We start from the raw sequence: 17441 nt of genomic DNA, 5'->3' as shown, positions 1-17441 counted from the left end.
GCATACCTTTATGACCACGTTAACATTCTATCATACCTGTCAGGAATTTTTTATAGATAATGGAATCTTTTGCGAAAAAATGATTCTAATGGGATTTCTCCATATCATTCCTTTTCATTCAATCTGTTTTGCCAGTATAATAAACAGTAGATAGATATTGTCATTATTTGTTGCCTGGCCGGACTTTGAAATGTCCGGTTTTCATAAGCTCATTACTACGAATAAGAAGGTGAACATCTTGCATCGAGCATTAAAAGGAATTGGTGTGCTCACAACACTTGTGATGCTTCTTGTGCTTCTAGGGGGAGCGCTTGTCACAAAAACGGAATCCGGCGCAGGATGCGGAGATTCATGGCCGCTTTGCCACGGAGAACTGATTCCGTCTGAAATTACCCCGGAGCTTGTCATTGAGCTCAGCCACAGGGTGGTCAGCGGCCTTGCGGGGATTCTTGTCCTGCTGCTTGCTGTTACTTCCTGGATCAAGATTGGACATAAGCGGGAAACGAAATTTCTGGCCGCACTTTCATTTTTCTTCCTGATTCTTCAGGCGCTTATTGGTGCAGCCGCAGTAAAATGGGGACAGTCTGATGCCGTTCTTGCCCTGCATTTCGGTATTTCTCTTATCTCTTTTGCATCAGTGCTGCTGCTCACCCTGCTGATTTTTGAAGTGGACAAAAAGTTTGATACAGAGTCCCTTATTATTGATAAAAGGATGAAATTCCACAGCATCGGCATCATCAGCTACACATATATCGTGGTCTATACAGGCGCATTTGTCAGACATAAAGGCGCAAGCCTCGCATGTCCGGAATGGCCGATGTGCAGCAACAGACCATACGGACTGCCGGCAACCCTGCATGAGTGGATTCAAATGGGCCACAGATTTGCAGCTGCTCTGATTTTCGTTTGGGTGGCATATGCTGCTTATACCGCAGTTAAGCACTATAAACATCAGAAAGTCGTCTATTATGGATGGATCATAGCATTTGCCCTTATTTCCATGCAGGTCGCATCAGGCGCGCTTGTCGTATTAACCGGGCTGAACCTTGGTGTTGCCCTGGCCCACGCACTGATCATTTCCTGTCTGTTCGGCGTGCTGAGCTATTTCATCCTGCTGATCAGCCGCAACCGCATTAACCGTGAGGCTTTAAAAAACAAAGAAGATAAGAAAGCCATATAAAAAGAGAGGCGATGACGCCTCTCTTTTTTATATGCCCTGAAACATTTCAATTGCTTTTACCCGCTGTTCGCTGTGATTAACTGTAGGTTCCGGATAATCGGTTCCGATGATGCAGCCTGCTTCTTTCTGCTCCCCGCTGCTCATCTTCCACGGCTCATGAATTCGTTTCACGTCAACGTCCCGAAGCTCGGGCACGTATTTTTTGATGTACTCTCCGTCCGGATCAAACTTTTTTGATTGCGTGACCGGATTAAACACTCTGAAATACGGGACCGGGTCTGTTCCGACAGATGCTGCCCACTGCCATCCTCCAATGTTGGAGCCGGGCTCATAATCGACAAGTTTTTCTGCAAAATACGCCTCCCCGAGTCTCCAGTCAAGCAAGTAATCTTTCGTTAAAAAGGAAGCTGTGATCATTCTCAGCCGGTTATGCATCCATCCCTCTTCATTCAGCTGCCTCATGCCCGCATCAACGATCGGATAGCCTGTTTTACCTTCTTTCCACGCTTTCAGCCTCTCTTTATCCGTATTCCATTTGATTGACCGGTAGCGCTTATCCGCTTCTTCCTTCACGCTGTTCGGGAACTGAACGTACACCATATTATAAAAGTCCCGCCAGGCAAGCTCCTTGATAAATGTTTCTTTTCCCGTATCCTGAGGATGATCCTCAGTCTGCATGATGTGGTGATAGACGGTGCGGATAGAGATGGTTCCAGTTTTTAAATATCTTGAGAGCCTGCTCGTCCCCGCTTCAGCCGGAAGGTCTCTTTTTTTATGGTAATCTTCTAATTTTTCGTCTGTAAACTCCTTCAGGGTTTTTAACGCAGCTTCTTCCCCGATGTCCTCCCTTTCTTCAAGGCTGCCGATCATCTCCTCGAGCTTTTCAGCACCTGTATCTGGGAGGTCCTGTATGGAAACGGAGCAGGACTTGAGTTTTTTCAGATCGATTTCAGCAGGCTGTTTTTTTTCAAGCTTGCTCCACGCTTTGTAATAAGGCGTGTAGACTTTGTAAAGGGAGCCGTCCTGCTTTTTCACTTCCCGGGCCCCATGAAGGAAATGATCCTGAAATGTCCAGTAATCGACCTCATTTTCTTTCAGAACCCTTTTCACCTTGTCATCACGTTCTTTTCCGTAGCCTGTTTCATCTTCATTAAATAAAAACAGGTTGATCTCAGGCACCTTTTCAATAACCATTTCCATTATTTCTTCTGTCTCGCCATACATCAGATGAAAGGCAATTTTATGATCCCTGCAGTTGTCCACAAACGCCTTTAATGTCTGAAAAAAATAGTGATGGCGGAAGTCTGCCGGCTTTTCGAGAAAAGCTGGATTCAGCTGAAAAAACAAAAACAGCTTTCCGTTATGTTCTTCTGCCCATTTTACGGCCTCAGACAGGGCTGTATGATCCTGCAGCCTCAAATCTCTTCTGAACCAGACTGCTGCTGTCTTCATGACAATCACCTCTTTCATGATTGTACTGTTTTCCCCAGGCGAATGAAAGAAATGATAGGCTTCCAAATAGAAAAAGACAAGAGCGGGGTTTACACCGGGCTCTTGTCTTTGACGTTTTTACAAATGAGAGTTATACAGTCATTTCAATCAGCAGATCACCAGTCTGAATGGCTTCTCCGTTTGAAACATGAATCTCTTTTATGGTGCCTGAGAATGGGGCCTGAACGGTCGTTTCCATTTTCATAGCTTCAGTAAGAAGAAGATGATCGCCTTTGCTTACTTTTTCGCCCTTTTCGATAAGCACTTTAATGACTGTGCCGGGCATTGTCGCGCCAATGTGATCCTTATTGCCTTTATCTGCTTTCATTTTGGCGGTAACCGTCGCCTTGACGTTTTCATCGCGGATAATAACTTCACGCGGCTGGCCGTTCAGTTCAAAATACACAACCCGCGTACCGTCAGGCTGAGGTTCGCCTATTGATACAAGCTTTACAATCAGGGTTTTCCCCTGTTCGATTTCAACTTCAATCTCTTCGCCAAGCCTCATTCCGTACAGGAACGTAGGTGTATCGAGTACAGAAATATCACCGAATTGCTCAAACGTCTTAGCGTAGTCGAGGAAGACTTTAGGGTAAAGCGCATGGGCAATCGCATCAAAACTTGTTACCTGACGTCCGAGTGTTTCAAACAGTTCTTCTTTTAAGGCAGGAAAATCAACCGGTTCAAGCAGCTCTCCCGGTCTCACTGAAATCGGGTCTCTGCCTTTCAGGATGATTCTTTGCAGTTTTTCCGGGAACCCGCCATGCGGCTGGCCGAGATAGCCTTCAAACAGCTCTACAACTGAATCAGGGAAATCAAGCGTCTCGCCGCGCTCGAAGATATCATTTTCTGTCAGATTGTTTTGAACCATAAACAGGGCCATATCGCCAACTACTTTAGAAGACGGGGTCACTTTCACCAAATCTCCAAAAAGATCATTGACGCGTCTGTACATTTCCTTCACTTCGTTCCAGCGGTCGTCAAGGCCGACGCCTTTAGCCTGCTGCTGAAGATTGCTGTACTGTCCGCCGGGCATTTCATGCATGTACACTTCAGAGTGAGGGGCATTCATGCCGCTCTCAAAATCCCGGTAATAGTGACGCACGCCTTCCCAGTACTGCGAAAGCTCTTCAAGCGCTTCAATATCAATATTCGGACGGCGCTCCATTCCCTGCAGCGCATGGTACAGAGAATTGGCGCTCGGCTGTGAAGTCAGCCCTGCCATCGAGCTCACAGCTGTATCGACGACATCGACACCTGCTTCAATTGCTTTGGCATATGTAAACAGGCCGTTTCCGCTCGTATCATGTGTATGAAGATGCACAGGGATATCGATTGTTTCTTTCAGTGCAGAAATCAGATCATAGGCTGCCTGAGGTTTAAGGAGACCCGCCATATCTTTAATTCCAAGAATATGCGCGCCTGATGCTTCAAGTTCTTTCGCAAGATTCGTATAGTAGGCGAGATCATATTTCCGGCGGGAAGGATCAAGAATGTCCCCCGTGTAGCAAATGGCCGCTTCTGCAAGCTTGTTGGATTTTCTGACCGCTTCAATGGCAGGCCGCATTCCCTCTACCCAGTTCAAGCTGTCAAATATCCGGAAAACGTCAATGCCCGCATAGGCTGACTTTTCTACAAACTCTTCGATCACGTTGTCGGGATAGTTCTTATACCCAACAGCATTTGATGCACGAAGGAGCATCTGAAGCAAAACATTCGGGACTTGCTTTCTGACTGTCAGCAGTCTGTCCCACGGATCTTCTTTTAAGAATCTGTACGCTACATCAAATGTAGCCCCGCCCCACATTTCAAGAGAAAACAAGTTTGGAAGAAGTCTTGCCGTCGGCTCTGCAATATGTTTGATGTCATTTGTTCTGAGTCTCGTGGCAAGCAGAGACTGATGGGCGTCGCGGAAAGTTGTATCCGTCAGCAGCACTTCATCCTGCTCTTTCAGCCAGTTTACAAGACCCTCAGGTCCAAGCCTGTCCAGAATCTGTTTCGTTCCCTCAGGGACCGGTTCTGAGTATTTGACTTTTGGAATATGAAGCTTGTCAAATACAGGTTTCTTTTTCTTCTCGATGCCGGGAAATCCGTTGACGGTCACATTGCCGATATAGGAAAGCATTTTTGTTCCCCGGTCTTTTTTCTTCGGAAAGACAAACAGCTCCGGAGACGAGTCGATAAAAGAAGTATCATATTCACCTGACATAAACTTTTCATGCTTGATGACGTTCTCTAAGAACGGAATATTCGTTTTGATTCCGCGGATGCGGAACTCCCTTAAGTTTCTGATCATTTTGGCAGCTGCCTGTTCAAAGGTAAGCGCCTGTGTTGAAAGCTTTACAAGAAGAGAGTCATAGTGAGGTGTAATGACTGCCCCCTGGAATCCGTTGCCGGCATCAAGCCTGACCCCGAATCCGCCGCCTGATCGGTAGGCCATAATTTTTCCTGTATCCGGCATAAAGCCTTTCAAAGGATCTTCTGTTGTTACCCTTGATTGGATGGCATAGCCTGTTACTCTGATCTCCTCCTGCTGCGGTATGCCGATTTTACTGCTATGGAGGGCATGTCCCTGTGCAACCATAATCTGCGTCTGCACAATGTCAATTCCAGTCACCATCTCAGTAATCGTATGCTCTACCTGTACGCGGGGATTAACTTCAATAAAGTAGAATTCTCCGCCTGCTACGAGAAATTCAACGGTTCCGGCATTCACATAGCTGACGTTGCTCATCAGCTTGACAGCTGCATCGCAAATCTCCCGTCTGAGTTCTTCGCTTACAGATACGCTTGGTGCAACTTCCACAACCTTCTGATGACGGCGCTGAACCGAACAGTCGCGCTCATAAAGATGGACGATGTTTCCGTGGTCATCCCCGATAATCTGAACTTCAATATGCTTTGGATTTTCAATCAGCTTTTCAACATACACTTCGTCATTGCCGAATGCAGCCTTCGCTTCTGATTTGGCGCGCTCATAGCTTTCTTTCACCTCAGAGGCGCTTCTGACAATACGCATGCCGCGTCCGCCTCCGCCAAGCGAAGCTTTGATAATGAACGGATATCCGTTTTTACGGCCGAAATCAACTACATCCTCAAGGCTTGCAACCGGTCCGTCGCTGCCGGGAATGACAGGGATTTCTGCCATTTCGGCCTGTTTTCTCGCTTTTACTTTGTCCCCGAACATATCGAGATGTGCGGATTTAGGCCCGATAAAAATAATGCCTTCTTCTTCGCATCTTCTTGCAAAATGAATGTTTTCAGACAGGAATCCGTATCCGGGATGGATGGCATCAACCCCGTTGTTTTTCGCAATTTCAATAATACCTTCAATATCAAGATAGGCATCGATCGGTTTTTTTCCTTCACCGACTATGTATGCTTCGTCTGCTTTGTAACGGTGGAAAGAGCCCGAGTCCTCCTTGGAATATACAGCGACCGTTCTGATGTTCAGCTCCGTGCAGGCGCGGAACACGCGAATGGCAATTTCACCGCGGTTAGCTACAAGTATTTTCTGAATTGTTTTCTGCGTCATAGGAATCCCCCTTAGGCTTCATCAGTTGCTCGATTATTAGTATAGCACATTTAAAATTAGTATATCACTTTAATTTTGCTGAAAAGGAACCGCGTTGCCTTTAAGCTCAGCCGTTTTTTTCACTTCGTCCTTCTGATAGACAGAGCGGTATTTGACAAACATCGAAATGTTTATGAGCAGGCCCATCGAGAGCATCAGCAGGATCATAGACGATCCTCCGTAGCTGATAAACGGAAGCGTAACCCCTGTTATCGGAAGAAGACCGGTTAAACCGCCGACATTAATGGCTGTCTGAATGCCGATCATGCTCGAAATCCCAATGGCAAGGAGTGTGCCGAATGCATCATCGCAGCTGCGTGCAATATGAAATCCCTTCAACACAATAAAAGCCAGGAGAACAAGGACAAATAACACGCCAAAGATGCCAAGCTCTTCAGAAATGATCGCAAGAATAAAATCTGTATGCGATTCAGGCAGATATCCGTACTTTTGAATGCTTTCACCAAGCCCAAGGCCGGTAAGCCCGCCAGAACTAATGGCATAATACGAATTGATGAGGTGGAAGCCTGAATCTCCTGCATCAGCAAATGGATCCATAAAGCCAGTGAATCTGCTTACACGCTCCGTTGTAAAGATATCATCCCACATAATAAGAACAAGAGGACTGATCAGAACAACCATTGCCAGACCAAGAATCAGCAATTTCACAATATTTTTCATGCCAAGTCCCGAGCACAGGACCATTGATATGGCGATCATGGCAATGATGGAAGCAGAACCGATATCCGGCTGCAAAATGATCAGAACACAGATAAACCCTGTAAAGATGATCGGAGGCAGAACTCCTCTTCCAAAGTGATCGATATAGGCCTGTTTTTTTTCATAAACGGCAGCGAGATACAGAATGACGCTCAGTTTCACAAATTCAGCAGGCTGCAGCTTAAAACCCATAACGGAAAACCAGCTTCTGGCTCCCCCTGCTACCGATCCGAAAACAAAGATGGCAAGAAGCATGCCGATCGAAATCAGAACGACGCTTCTGAGAAACACCGGCTGCAGATAAGCTCTGTACGGAAAAAACATGGCTAAAAGCAGAACAAGAAATCCCGCGGCAACGAAGATTGACTGCCTGACAAAGAAATGGTCACTCGCATAATCCCATCTTGCAACCGCTGAAATCATACTGGAACTGTATACCATGACAAGCCCGAATCCGCACAGAAGAAGCACCGCCAGAATAAGGGAGTAGTCATATGATTTTAAGATTTTTTTTATCATTTTATCGCTTCCTATCGTTACAAGTTGCTGTTTTCATGATGTAGATCTTTTTCCTTTATTGTTCGAGATTGGCAGACGGAATTCCTTCTGAAATCTTGGTTTAAGGGGCACGACTTATGTTAACCCGCTAGACAGGCGGAAACAAGTTAAAAAAGTATGTAGGTCTAAAGCTCCGGGAATGATTTACCTTATAAAAAAACTCAAACTGCAATTTTCAGGCAGTTTGAGTTTTCATTTTCATTCTGTAAGCTTTACCTTGAAGCTTATTTTTTCGTAAAAGCTTCATGAAGTGCAGACATCTCTCTCTCAAGTGTGTCGAGTATCGCCTTGCCTTCTCTTTCATCAATAAGATCAAGTCTGACAGCAAAGTCAATCTCTCTTGAAAGTCCAAACATTTGTGTATCTAAAACCTCTTCGTAAAGAGGACATTGAGGCATCGTCAAATTGTCCATTTGGACTTGAATCAGCTTCGTAATTTTATCAGCATCCGCTTTTAAAAGAGCAAGTGCTTTTTCTCGATGATCAATTGCAATCTCAGACGCCAATTGAACCCCTCCGTTCCCGAGCGATTACCTTAATCTATCTATTAATATTATAGGGTAAGCGTGAAAAAATCAAGAAAAAACAGGGTGTTTCCCGCACGCCGGCCCTCTTCCGCTAAAAGATGCTCAATTCATATTTTTCTGACAAAAGATGAAGGAGTTTTATTCCTGCAATGCTGTTCCCCTTTTCATCAAGTGACGGCCCAAAGATGCCGATTCCAAACTGATAGGGGACGATTCCCATAATTCCGCCTGAGACCCCGCTTTTTGCAGGAATGCCTACTTTTATTGCAAATTCCCCTGAAGCATTATACATTCCGCACGTTACCATAAAGGTTTTGCAGATTCTGGCAATGTCCTTTGGAATGACCTGTTGTTCAGTTTCAGGGTGCTTGCCGTCAAGCGCAAAAACAGCCCCTATCTTTGCCAGGTCCAAACTGTGCATCTCAATAGCGCACTGATTGGAGTACAGATCAATCAGATCTTCAACGTCACCTTCAATTATTCCGTCTTTTTTCATGAAATAGCAGAGCGACCTGTTCAGCCAGGCGGTTTCAAATTCAGACGCGGCCACATTTTTGCAGATGTTTATTTTCTTGTTAAACGTAAGCTTCCTTATGAAATCAATGTACCTCAGCAGTTTTTCTTCCTTTGTCGAGCCTTTAATCATATTTGTGACCGCGAGCGCCCCGGCATTGATCATTGGATTCAGAGGGCGCTGTTTTTCGTGTGTTTCGAGTTTGACGATCGAATTAAACGGATCTCCGGTCGGTTCCATTCCAACTTTGCTGAAAACGAAGGGCTCCCCGTGATCCATTAAAACAAGAGCCAGGGTCAGCACTTTTGATATACTTTGCAGAGTAAACGTCTTTTCAATATCCCCGGCAGACATACAGGAGTTTTCCACATGGTAAATGGCAACGGATAAATCATCCGCTTCTGCTTTTCCAAGCTCCGGTATATAATCCGCCACTTTTCCTTCTGACGTCACCTTTTTCGCTTCTTCCACCAGTTCAGCAAGCTCTTCATTCGTCTTGCACGGCATTTCCGTTCACCTCATCTGCTCATCATTATGAAACGTAGTTTGCCCAATTAAAAGAATCAGCATGAGCGGCATGACAAAATACAGGAAAGCGCTTATACTTTACAAAGAGCTTACTAAAGGAAGGACGTGCAGCAATGGAATCCATCATTACTCTGACAGGAAATGTAGCCTATCCAATTACACTCGATCCGGGGGTCTGGATTTTTGATGACCGCAAAGTGGATCTGAACACTTATTTTGAGGAAACCAGAGACTCCGTTGACGAGCTTGAAGAATACACAAAAGCTGTTTCAAAACATTGGGATCAGGAAATAAAAGAAGGTGCGCGGATGCCGGAAGAAAGAAAAGTTTCAAAAAAAGAGGCGCTTCTTAACGGAACGTTCGGAATCCCATTTTACCCGTTTCTCCAAAATGCCGAGCCGAGAGCGGATGCACGAAAAGTCATTTTTTCCACTGTCGAAGGAGAAATTGAACTGACTCTGGAAGAAGCCTCAAACGCCGTAATCGGCTTCAGCAGAAACGGCAAACCCCTTGCAGGTGACGGACCTGCTACTCTTTACTATGGTGACGGAAGCAATAAAGACAATCCTTTTAAAAACATAAAAAGAATAATTGTTGAGTAGAAAGCATTCTCTGCTTTCCCTTAAGAAAGCCGCTGAGATCAGCGGCTTTTCGTCTTTTTTATAGCAAATCAGCGGCCAGCTGGGCGAGGCCTGAGCGCTCCCCTTTGACAAGTCTGACATGCCCTGCAATTTGCTGGTCTTTAAATTTCTCCACTACATAGGTTAACCCATTGTTGTATTCATCCAAGTAAGGATGATCAATCTGCTCGGGATCCCCCATGAGGACAATTTTGCTCTTTTCCCCAACCCTCGTCAGGATTGTTTTCACTTCATGCTTGGTTAAATTCTGAGCCTCATCAATGATGATGAATTGTTCAGGAATACTTCTTCCTCTTATATATGTGAGGGCTTCTACTTCAATCGAACCCATTCCGGCAAGAATGGCATCCAGTTCCCCCGGCTTTTTGGCATTAAATAAATACTCGAGATTATCATAAATCGGCTGCATCCACGGTCTGAGCTTTTCCTGCTTTTCCCCCGGCAAATAGCCGATATCTTTTCCGACCGGCACAATGGGTCTTGCCACAAGCAGTTTCTTAAATGATCCCAGGTCCTCTGTCTGCATAAGTCCAGCGGCTAAAGCAAGCAGCGTTTTGCCTGTTCCTGCTTTCCCGATCAGCGTCACAAGAGGCATATCGTTTCTCAGAAGCAGCTCCATTGCCATTGTCTGCTGTACGTTCCTCGGTTTTATCCCCCAAATATGATCATGATCAAAGACCAGACGTTTTACTTTTTTCCCGGTTTTGTCCACAATTCCAATAGCAGATGACGAACCGCCGAGAGCATTCTTCATAATGACAAACTGATTCGGATAAAATGGATGATTTGTCACCTCTGCCAGAATCAGCTCATTTTTTTCATAAAACCTGTTGAGATCATCCCCGCTTATATACAAATCAAGATAGCCCGTGTAGATCCGGTCAATCTCAACCACTCTGTCGCTCAGAAAATCTTCTGCAATCAGCCCGATTGCATCTGCCTTTACTCTGACCAGCGTATCTTTGCTCACCAATATGACAGGTCTGCCGTTTTCAGTTGTCTCTTCTTCAATTGACAGATTTTTCGCCACCGCAAGGATCCGGTTATCATTCGTTTTTTCGATGAAAATCTCCTGCAGCTCGTGAAACGAGCGGTGATTCAGTTCAATTCTTAAAAAGCCTCCGCCCGGCAGCGGTATTTTTTCGTGCAGCTTTCCGATGAGCCTTAGGCTATCAATGAGTTTGGAAACATGTCTTGCATTTCGTCCTATTTCATCCATATACCTTTTTTTTGAATCGACCTCTTCTAGTACAACTGCTGGAATGACTACTTCGTTGTCTTCAAATGAAAAAATGGAATTCGGATCTTGAAGTAAGACATTCGTATCCAAAACATAGATTTTACTCAACCTTCCGCCTCCTACCTTATACGGGTTTTTAGAGCGTGCTGCGCGTGCTCGGGGTCATGAAATAATCAAGCTGTAATTGAAGCGTTGCTAAAATATATGAAATGGTGCATAAAGATAGAAGATTTATCGGACAATAAAATTAAAAAGCATGGTCTAAAAGGAGTGATTACATGCGCAGTATGACATTTTCAGCATTGGTCCTTGTGCTTATGCTTTCAGCCTGTTCTTTTAATCAGGGATCAGAACAAAACCGTTCTGAAGATCAAAACGGAAAACCGATGAACGTCAGGAACTCTGTCAATGAACCGGTTGAAAAGAAAACGGGCCAGCAGATTTCACGCCGCCTCGTTGATCTTGCAGGACGGGTGCCTGGTGTAAATGATGCCAGCGCCGTTGTTCTCGGGAGATATGCCATTGTAGGGATTGATGTAAACTCAGAGCTTGACAGAAACAAGGCTGAATCCATTAAATATGCGGTTGCTGAAAGCATTCAGCACGACCCGTACGGTGCAAATGCTGTCATCATTGCAGATGCCGATACGACAGTGCGTCTAAAAGCAATCGGCAAAGATCTTCAGCAGGGCAAACCAATCTCAGGTATTCTTGATGAGCTTGCTGCCATAGTAGGCCGTGTGATGCCCGAAATCCCGAATGATGCGCTGAACAATCAAAACCGCAATAACAGACCGACTGAGCAGGACAACAATCAGCTCAACACGAAAGAGCAAAAAGAGCTTGACCGCGAACAGAATGATCAGTCAGAAAACCATTTAAACAAAGATTGAAGCAAAAAAAGCTTAGTTCACGCTGAACTAAGCTTTTTTCATGGCTTCTAAAACCTGGCCGTCAAGCTTAGCTGCTGCTTTTTCATCATATGTTTTTTCATATGCTGGTTCAGCCGAAATTTTCGAACCGTAAAACATAACATCTCTTACTTCAGAGATCACCAGTTCGATCAGGGCAAGCTTCAGTGGGACAGATTCAAGTTTTTCTTCTTTTATATGTGCATTTCCGTTAATAGTATATGTAGACTCATTTGCAAGCAGCGTCAGAGCTGCAGCAGGATGCTTTTTGACATTTTTGACAATGCGCGAGCGGTTATCAACCGCAAGGTACACCCGCTCCTCATCCGGCGCAAAAACCCAGGAGACGGCTGACACATTTGGAGCGCCTGTTTCAAAGTCAATTGTGGCAAAAACAGCAAAACGTTCTTTCTGGAGATTGTCAAACAAAGGCTGAATCAATTTGGTTTCTGACTTATTAGCCATTTTCTTCCCTCCATATTCGTTGTATAATGCTATCATACCTTTTTTTTCTAATGCTTGCTACATTCAAATTCGGACATCCTTTTTGCCGATAAACTCCGCTGCCTGCCGAACTTGCGAATGGAACTGGCGGCTTAATCAAATTCAATATCTCCTACAAAAAAAGAATGAGGTGTCACATGAGAGTAAAATGCGTGCTGTGCGACAAAGTTGAAACGATCCATGATGAAACACTCCAGGCGAAGCGTCTGCGCAACAGGCCAATTCATACATATATGTGCAAAGAGTGTGAAAACAGAATAGAAAACCGGACAATTGAACGGGCAAATACGGGAAATTTCAAGCTTTACAGAGATAAAAAAACAGAGGACAGCTGGTAGTGGCACTGAGAGGCGCCATCGCCGGCCTGCTGAGCGGAATCCTTTTGGGGCTTTTTCTTAAATTTGCCGAACAATTCAGCGGTGAAAAAGTATATGTCTTACTGCTGAATATCGACTTTATTTACAGCAGGCCTCTTCCTGAACTTGCTGAATTTATTCTGCATTTGGCGGTGGCTGTCGCAATTGGCATCGTCTGCAGCTGGATGACCCGTGCTTTCAGGCTGTCTGAAGGAAAAGTATGGGCTGCATCTTTCCTCCTTACCCTGCCTGCAGCTCTCCTTTATTTTCCCCTTACCATTCTTGCTGTTAAAGAAACACCCGGCATTTTTAATATTGAAGCGATCTCCTGGTGGATTGCCGGCCATATTCTGTTTGCCGCAGTGCTTGCGGCATGCATACACAAAAAGACACCTCAACGTTGAGGTGTCTTTTTAATAGTTCTTATATTTTTCAGGTTCAGCTTCAATCTGCTCAATCATGCTGTCAATCAGTTCAACCGGAAATCTGGATGATTTCTGTTCCCCGTTCAGCTTATACGCGACCAGGTACATCACATCGTCCTTTTGGACAGAAATTTCCTGTATGTCATGATTTTCTTTCAGCAGCTGATCAAAAAGGCTGAATGTATCTGCTGCTGCCGTGTCATCAGGACGGGCGTCTGCCACTGTTTTAATGGAGAGCCAATTGTAGAGGGAGTCCTGAATAGACTTCATGTTGCGGCATCCTGCTGCTCGGCTTTTTTTGCCCTGTGGAGTCTGATTTTATAAATAATCAAAATCAGTGCAGCCACAATGAGTCCTTCTGCAACAGGCAAAAACGCCCCTAAAAACGTCAGAACCGTACAGCCGAACATCAAAAACAAGTAGATGACAATTGTCTGAAGAAGGGGAAGCTTTTTAGCAAACCCCAGCTTGAATACGACAATTGACAGTCCGAGAATGACCAGATATAAGATATTTGCCCCTGTTTGTGTATCGGGTTCTGTTGCCGTATAAATACTGTAGGCAACCGGCCACATACTTTCGTATACGTTCATCCCGCTATCCCCTCCATTGCACGTCGAGAGTCAGACTTAAAGCAATCCTGCAAGCTTTTTCTTTTTAGCCTGCTTTTCGCGTTCGTTCTTATCAAGAATTTTCTTTCTCAAACGGATTGAAGTAGGCGTAAGTTCGCAATACTCATCTTCGTTCAAGTATTCAAGAGATTCTTCAAGTGACATGATGCGAGGTTTTTTCATTGTGCTCGTTTGATCTTTGTTTGCTGAACGAATGTTTGTCTGCTGCTTCATTTTGCAGATGTTAACAACAAGGTCGTTTTCGCGGTTGTGCTCTCCTACGATCATTCCTTCATACACGTCTGTACCTGCATCAAGGAAGATGATTCCGCGGTCTTCGATTCCCTGGATACCGTAAGTTGTTGACTTTCCGTTTTCCATTGAGATCAGTACACCCTGACGGCGTCCGCCAACCTGGCCAGGCTGCATTGGCTGGTAGCTGTCAAATGTGTGGTTGATGATGCCGAAACCGCGTGTGATAGACATGAACTCAGTAGAGTATCCAATTAATCCGCGTGCAGGCACGTTGAAAATCAAACGGACTTGACCGTTGCCGTTGTTGATCATATCAAGCATTTCGCCTTTGCGGGCACCGATTGATTCCATAACAGAACCCGTGTGCTCTTCAGGAACATCGATTTGAACACGCTCAACCGGCTCACAGCGGACTCCGTCAATTTCTTTTACGATAACTTCAGGTTTTGAAACCTGCAGCTCATAGCCCTCGCGGCGCATGTTTTCAATCAGGATGGAAAGGTGAAGCTCACCGCGTCCTGACACAATCCACGCATCCGGAGATTCTGTGTTCTCAACACGAAGGCTGACATCTGTCTGAAGCTGCGCCATTAAACGCTCTTCAATTTTACGTGACGTCACATATTTTCCTTCGCGGCCTGCAAATGGGCTGTTGTTAACAACAAACGTCATTTGAAGAGTAGGCTCATCGATTCGCAGGATAGGCAATGCTTCCTGATGCTCAACCGGGCAGACAGTCTCCCCTACGTTGATGTCTTCCATTCCGGAAACGGCAACAAGATCCCCTGCCTTAGCGCTTTCGATTTCAACGCGTTTTAATCCCTGGAATCCGAATAATTTCGTTACACGGAAGTTTTTAATGCTTCCGTCGATTTTCATTAATGAAACCTGCTGGCCGACAGTCATCGTTCCGCGGAATACACGGCCGATTCCGATACGTCCTACATAGTCATTATAGTCAAGAAGAGCTACCTGGAATTGAAGAGGCTCATCTGTGTTGTCAACTGGTGCAGGAATGTTCTCAACAATAGAATCAAATAATGCAACCATGTTTTCTTCCTGATCAGCCGGGTCAGGGCTTGTGCTTGCCGTTCCGTTCATGGCAGATGCAAAGATAACCGGGAACTCAAGCTGTTCTTCATTTGCATCAAGTTCGATGAACAGGTCAAGAACTTCATCAACCACTTCTTCAGGACGTGCAAAGTCGCGGTCAATTTTATTGACAACTACAATCGGCGTCAGATTTTGCTCAAGTGCTTTTTTCAGCACGAAGCGTGTTTGGGGCATACATCCTTCATAAGCGTCAACAACAAGAAGTACGCCGTCAACCATTTTCATGATGCGCTCTACTTCTCCGCCAAAGTCGGCATGTCCTGGTGTATCCATAATGTTAATGCGTGTATCTTTATAGTTAATTGCCGTATTTTTTGCCAAGATCGTGATTCCGCGCTCGCGTTCGAGGTCGTTTGAATCCATCGCTCTTTCTGCAACTTGTTCGTTCGCACGGAACGTTCCTGCCTGGTGAAGCAATTTGTCTACAAGCGTCGTTTTCCCGTGGTCTACGTGGGCAATAATCGCAATGTTTCGAATATCATTTCGAAGTTTCACATTTTCATCTCCTAAAAATTTAAAATAACCTAGTGTATTATACCACAAACTTTTGTAGAAAAAAGAAATCATTTTATGTAAACTGTTAAAAGGGGCAGTATTTTCTGTCCAAACCGCTTTAAAGGGGATGAAAACAACGATGAAATCCGGAAAATGGATTTTCTTTCTTTTAGCTTTTACAGCGGCAGCTTCTATGGTTGCAGTCGGCATCGCTGTCGGGGAAAGAAGCATAATCGGAGTCGTTCTCTCGCTGCTTGCACTTACCGGAGCAATGGGATTTGGCTTTGCCACAAAAAAGAAAATGCGCGATAAAGGAATGCTTTAGGAGCCTGGATATGTGTCCGGGCTTTATTTTTGTATTTTTTTACTGCATGAAAAAAAACCTGCTAAGCAGGTTTCACTGTAATCATATACTCTTTACCGCCCGCATCCCGTTCAAGCTTCAGCTGCTCAAAGCCGCACGATGCGAGAAATTTCAGCCATTCAAGCTTATCCGCAGGACAGCCGGCAAAAACGGCTTTATGGCCCGCCTTCTTCAGATCGGCTGAGATCCGCGAAACCATTCCTTTTCCGTACCCTTTGTTTCGCTGGTCTTCTTTAACAAGTACTGTTCCTAGCCACGGTTTCTCGTTTGAAGGAGACCAGCTGATATGAAAGGAAATGCCGATTGCTTCATTATTGCAGCTCCATATCTGCCATTCCCCGTTATACATCTTGTAAGAAAACATGTATTCCAGAGCCTGCTCCGGGAGGCATTCTTCTTTTTGCCATGCAGGGCTTGAAGCTATGAGCTCCCTGAAAAAATCCAGATCTGAATCCTCGTATGGTCTGCTCTCAATCATTAGTTGTTTAAGTACTCATTCAAAATCGTGTCATGAATCCCTTTTTTCGCAACGAAAATACTGTTTTGTCCAAGCATATTGATTGGTTTCCCGTCAAGAGTGCTTGCTTTTGCTCCGACTTCCTCAAGCAGCACCAGGCCGGCTGCGAAATCCCACGGTGCAAGCCTCAAAGTGATGTAGGCGTCAAGCCTGCCCGCTGCCACATATGCGCATTCAATCGTAGCAGAACCATATGACCTTGTGCCTCTGACCGCTTTTGCAACAGGAACAAGCTTACTATGGTCAAATCGTTTATTCTCCATTACCCACGTAGCGTTCAGGGCTATGACGGCCTCATTCAGCGGAACATCTTCAAGCTTAGGCAATTCCGCGTCATTCATATAGGCGCCCTTTCCCTTTACTGCATGGTAAAGCTCATCATGCACGACATCATAGATCAGGCCGACCTGTCCGACGCCGTTCTCATAAATTCCAATGGAAATGGCAAAATTGCGCTGCTGGTGAACAAAGTTCATCGTTCCGTCGATCGGATCAACAATCCAGATAACGCCGTCCATCGAGTCAGGCTTGTCCCCGAAGCCTTCCTCACCAAGAATTTTATGATCGGGATATGTATGGTTGATTTTAGAAATTAAATATTGTTCTGTTTCTTTGTCCATATTCGTAACGAGATCATCGGGATTCGATTTGGCCTGAACAGACAGGACCTTCTGAAAAGACTGCCTGATTTTTTCTCCTGCCTCATAAATCCACGTTTTAGCATCCTGTTCAATCTTAGTCCAATTTTCCATGTATAAACCTTCTTTCTATGTAGGTAACCTAATTGCAGGGTTAATGGCTGTGAAAGACTTCTATATAGTAAGAATAACGCAATGAATTTAAGAAACGCAAGCGCTCTGCAGGGAGGATTTGTCTGCTCAGATAAAAACGAACCCTGTGCTGAGGTTCGCTTTTGT

The 17441-nt window shown here is 45.0% G+C and carries 18 protein-coding genes; 6 read left to right on the top strand and 12 right to left on the bottom strand.

Features of this window, described 5'->3' with window-relative positions; all coding sequences use genetic code 11:
• The first annotated feature begins 238 nt into the window (after window positions 1-238).
• A complete protein-coding gene (locus tag ACK1LH_RS08680) occupies window positions 239-1180 on the top strand; it encodes a COX15/CtaA family protein (RefSeq protein WP_029285096.1) in 942 nt (313 codons plus the stop codon).
• A gap of 27 nt (window positions 1181-1207) precedes the next feature.
• On the opposite strand, the gene ACK1LH_RS08675 is transcribed toward ACK1LH_RS08680, so the two are convergent.
• From ACK1LH_RS08675 to glsA, 5 genes are all read right to left on the bottom strand, one after another.
• Entirely contained in the window at window positions 1208-2632 is a 1425-nt protein-coding gene (locus ACK1LH_RS08675; protein WP_411334955.1) for a cryptochrome/photolyase family protein, read from the bottom strand.
• A 130-nt stretch (window positions 2633-2762) separates the two neighbouring features.
• The gene (gene pyc, locus ACK1LH_RS08670) at window positions 2763-6206 is read right to left on the bottom strand and encodes a pyruvate carboxylase (RefSeq protein ID WP_029285099.1); all 3444 of its coding nucleotides are present in this window, start codon (window positions 6204-6206) and stop codon (window positions 2763-2765) included.
• A gap of 69 nt (window positions 6207-6275) precedes the next feature.
• Window positions 6276-7484 carry an FtsW/RodA/SpoVE family cell cycle protein gene (locus ACK1LH_RS08665; protein WP_029285101.1) on the bottom strand — a complete coding sequence of 403 codons (1209 nt, stop codon included), beginning with the start codon at window positions 7482-7484 and terminating at the stop codon, window positions 6276-6278.
• A 263-nt stretch (window positions 7485-7747) separates the two neighbouring features.
• A complete protein-coding gene (locus ACK1LH_RS08660) occupies window positions 7748-8029 on the bottom strand; it encodes a YlaN family protein (protein ID WP_029285103.1) in 282 nt (93 codons plus the stop codon).
• A 112-nt stretch (window positions 8030-8141) separates the two neighbouring features.
• Window positions 8142-9071, bottom strand: a complete 930-nt coding sequence (gene glsA, locus ACK1LH_RS08655; RefSeq protein ID WP_282033483.1) for a glutaminase A — start codon at window positions 9069-9071, stop codon at window positions 8142-8144.
• 134 nt (window positions 9072-9205) lie between these two features.
• Here glsA and ACK1LH_RS08650 point away from each other — a divergent pair, with 134 nt between their 5' ends.
• On the top strand, window positions 9206-9694 hold the full coding sequence (locus ACK1LH_RS08650; RefSeq protein WP_411334954.1) for a peptidyl-prolyl cis-trans isomerase: 489 nt from the start codon (window positions 9206-9208) through the stop codon (window positions 9692-9694).
• 58 nt (window positions 9695-9752) lie between these two features.
• Here ACK1LH_RS08650 and ACK1LH_RS08645 read toward each other — a convergent pair whose 3' ends face one another.
• Window positions 9753-11081, bottom strand: coding sequence for a PhoH family protein (locus ACK1LH_RS08645; protein WP_029285109.1), 1329 nt, complete (start codon window positions 11079-11081; stop codon window positions 9753-9755).
• A gap of 170 nt (window positions 11082-11251) precedes the next feature.
• Between ACK1LH_RS08645 and ACK1LH_RS08640 the strand changes: the two genes are divergently transcribed.
• Window positions 11252-11866 carry a YhcN/YlaJ family sporulation lipoprotein gene (locus tag ACK1LH_RS08640; protein ID WP_029285111.1) on the top strand — a complete coding sequence of 205 codons (615 nt, stop codon included), beginning with the start codon at window positions 11252-11254 and terminating at the stop codon, window positions 11864-11866.
• 27 nt (window positions 11867-11893) lie between these two features.
• Here the strand turns inward: ACK1LH_RS08640 and ACK1LH_RS08635 are convergent, their stop codons facing one another.
• Window positions 11894-12349 carry a pyridoxamine 5'-phosphate oxidase family protein gene (locus tag ACK1LH_RS08635; RefSeq protein ID WP_029285113.1) on the bottom strand — a complete coding sequence of 152 codons (456 nt, stop codon included), beginning with the start codon at window positions 12347-12349 and terminating at the stop codon, window positions 11894-11896.
• A gap of 176 nt (window positions 12350-12525) precedes the next feature.
• On the opposite strand from ACK1LH_RS08635, the gene ACK1LH_RS08630 reads away from it, so the two are divergent.
• Both ACK1LH_RS08630 and ACK1LH_RS08625 read left to right on the top strand, forming a co-directional pair.
• Window positions 12526-12726, top strand: coding sequence for a YlaI family protein (locus ACK1LH_RS08630; protein ID WP_029285115.1), 201 nt, complete (start codon window positions 12526-12528; stop codon window positions 12724-12726).
• A complete protein-coding gene (locus ACK1LH_RS08625) occupies window positions 12726-13148 on the top strand; it encodes a hypothetical protein (protein ID WP_035319098.1) in 423 nt (140 codons plus the stop codon). The genes ACK1LH_RS08630 and ACK1LH_RS08625 overlap by 1 nt, the downstream gene beginning before the upstream one ends.
• A 9-nt stretch (window positions 13149-13157) precedes the next feature.
• Here the strand turns inward: ACK1LH_RS08625 and ACK1LH_RS08620 are convergent, their stop codons facing one another.
• Genes ACK1LH_RS08620 through typA form a run of 3 tightly spaced genes read right to left on the bottom strand, consistent with a single transcriptional unit; the run spans window position 13158 to window position 15643 of the window.
• Entirely contained in the window at window positions 13158-13439 is a 282-nt protein-coding gene (locus tag ACK1LH_RS08620; RefSeq protein WP_029285118.1) for a hypothetical protein, read from the bottom strand.
• Complete coding sequence (locus ACK1LH_RS08615) at window positions 13436-13744, bottom strand: YlaH-like family protein (RefSeq protein WP_369733087.1); 309 nt, start codon at window positions 13742-13744, stop codon at window positions 13436-13438. Before ACK1LH_RS08615 ends, ACK1LH_RS08620 begins: the two co-directional genes overlap by 4 nt.
• A 54-nt stretch (window positions 13745-13798) precedes the next feature.
• Window positions 13799-15643, bottom strand: a complete 1845-nt coding sequence (gene typA / locus ACK1LH_RS08610) for a translational GTPase TypA (RefSeq protein WP_029285122.1) — start codon at window positions 15641-15643, stop codon at window positions 13799-13801.
• A 139-nt stretch (window positions 15644-15782) separates the two neighbouring features.
• On the opposite strand from typA, the gene ACK1LH_RS08605 reads away from it, so the two are divergent.
• Window positions 15783-15968: a YlaF family protein gene (locus ACK1LH_RS08605; protein WP_029285124.1), complete on the top strand. Its 186-nt coding sequence runs from the start codon at window positions 15783-15785 to the stop codon at window positions 15966-15968.
• Window positions 15969-16029: 61 nt separating this feature from the next.
• Here the strand turns inward: ACK1LH_RS08605 and ACK1LH_RS08600 are convergent, their stop codons facing one another.
• Window positions 16030-16485: a GNAT family N-acetyltransferase gene (locus ACK1LH_RS08600; protein WP_029565555.1), complete on the bottom strand. Its 456-nt coding sequence runs from the start codon at window positions 16483-16485 to the stop codon at window positions 16030-16032.
• Window positions 16485-17276, bottom strand: a complete 792-nt coding sequence (locus tag ACK1LH_RS08595; RefSeq protein WP_029285128.1) for an inositol monophosphatase family protein — start codon at window positions 17274-17276, stop codon at window positions 16485-16487. Before ACK1LH_RS08595 ends, ACK1LH_RS08600 begins: the two co-directional genes overlap by 1 nt.
• Between the last annotated feature and the right edge of the window lie 165 nt (window positions 17277-17441).

Source organism: Metabacillus indicus, from assembly GCF_046603695.1.
Taxonomy (GTDB): Bacteria; Bacillota; Bacilli; order Bacillales; family Bacillaceae; genus Bacillus_P; species Bacillus_P indicus.
Note: the sequence above shows the minus strand (reverse complement) of the source record. Positions and strands in the feature narration are given on the sequence as shown.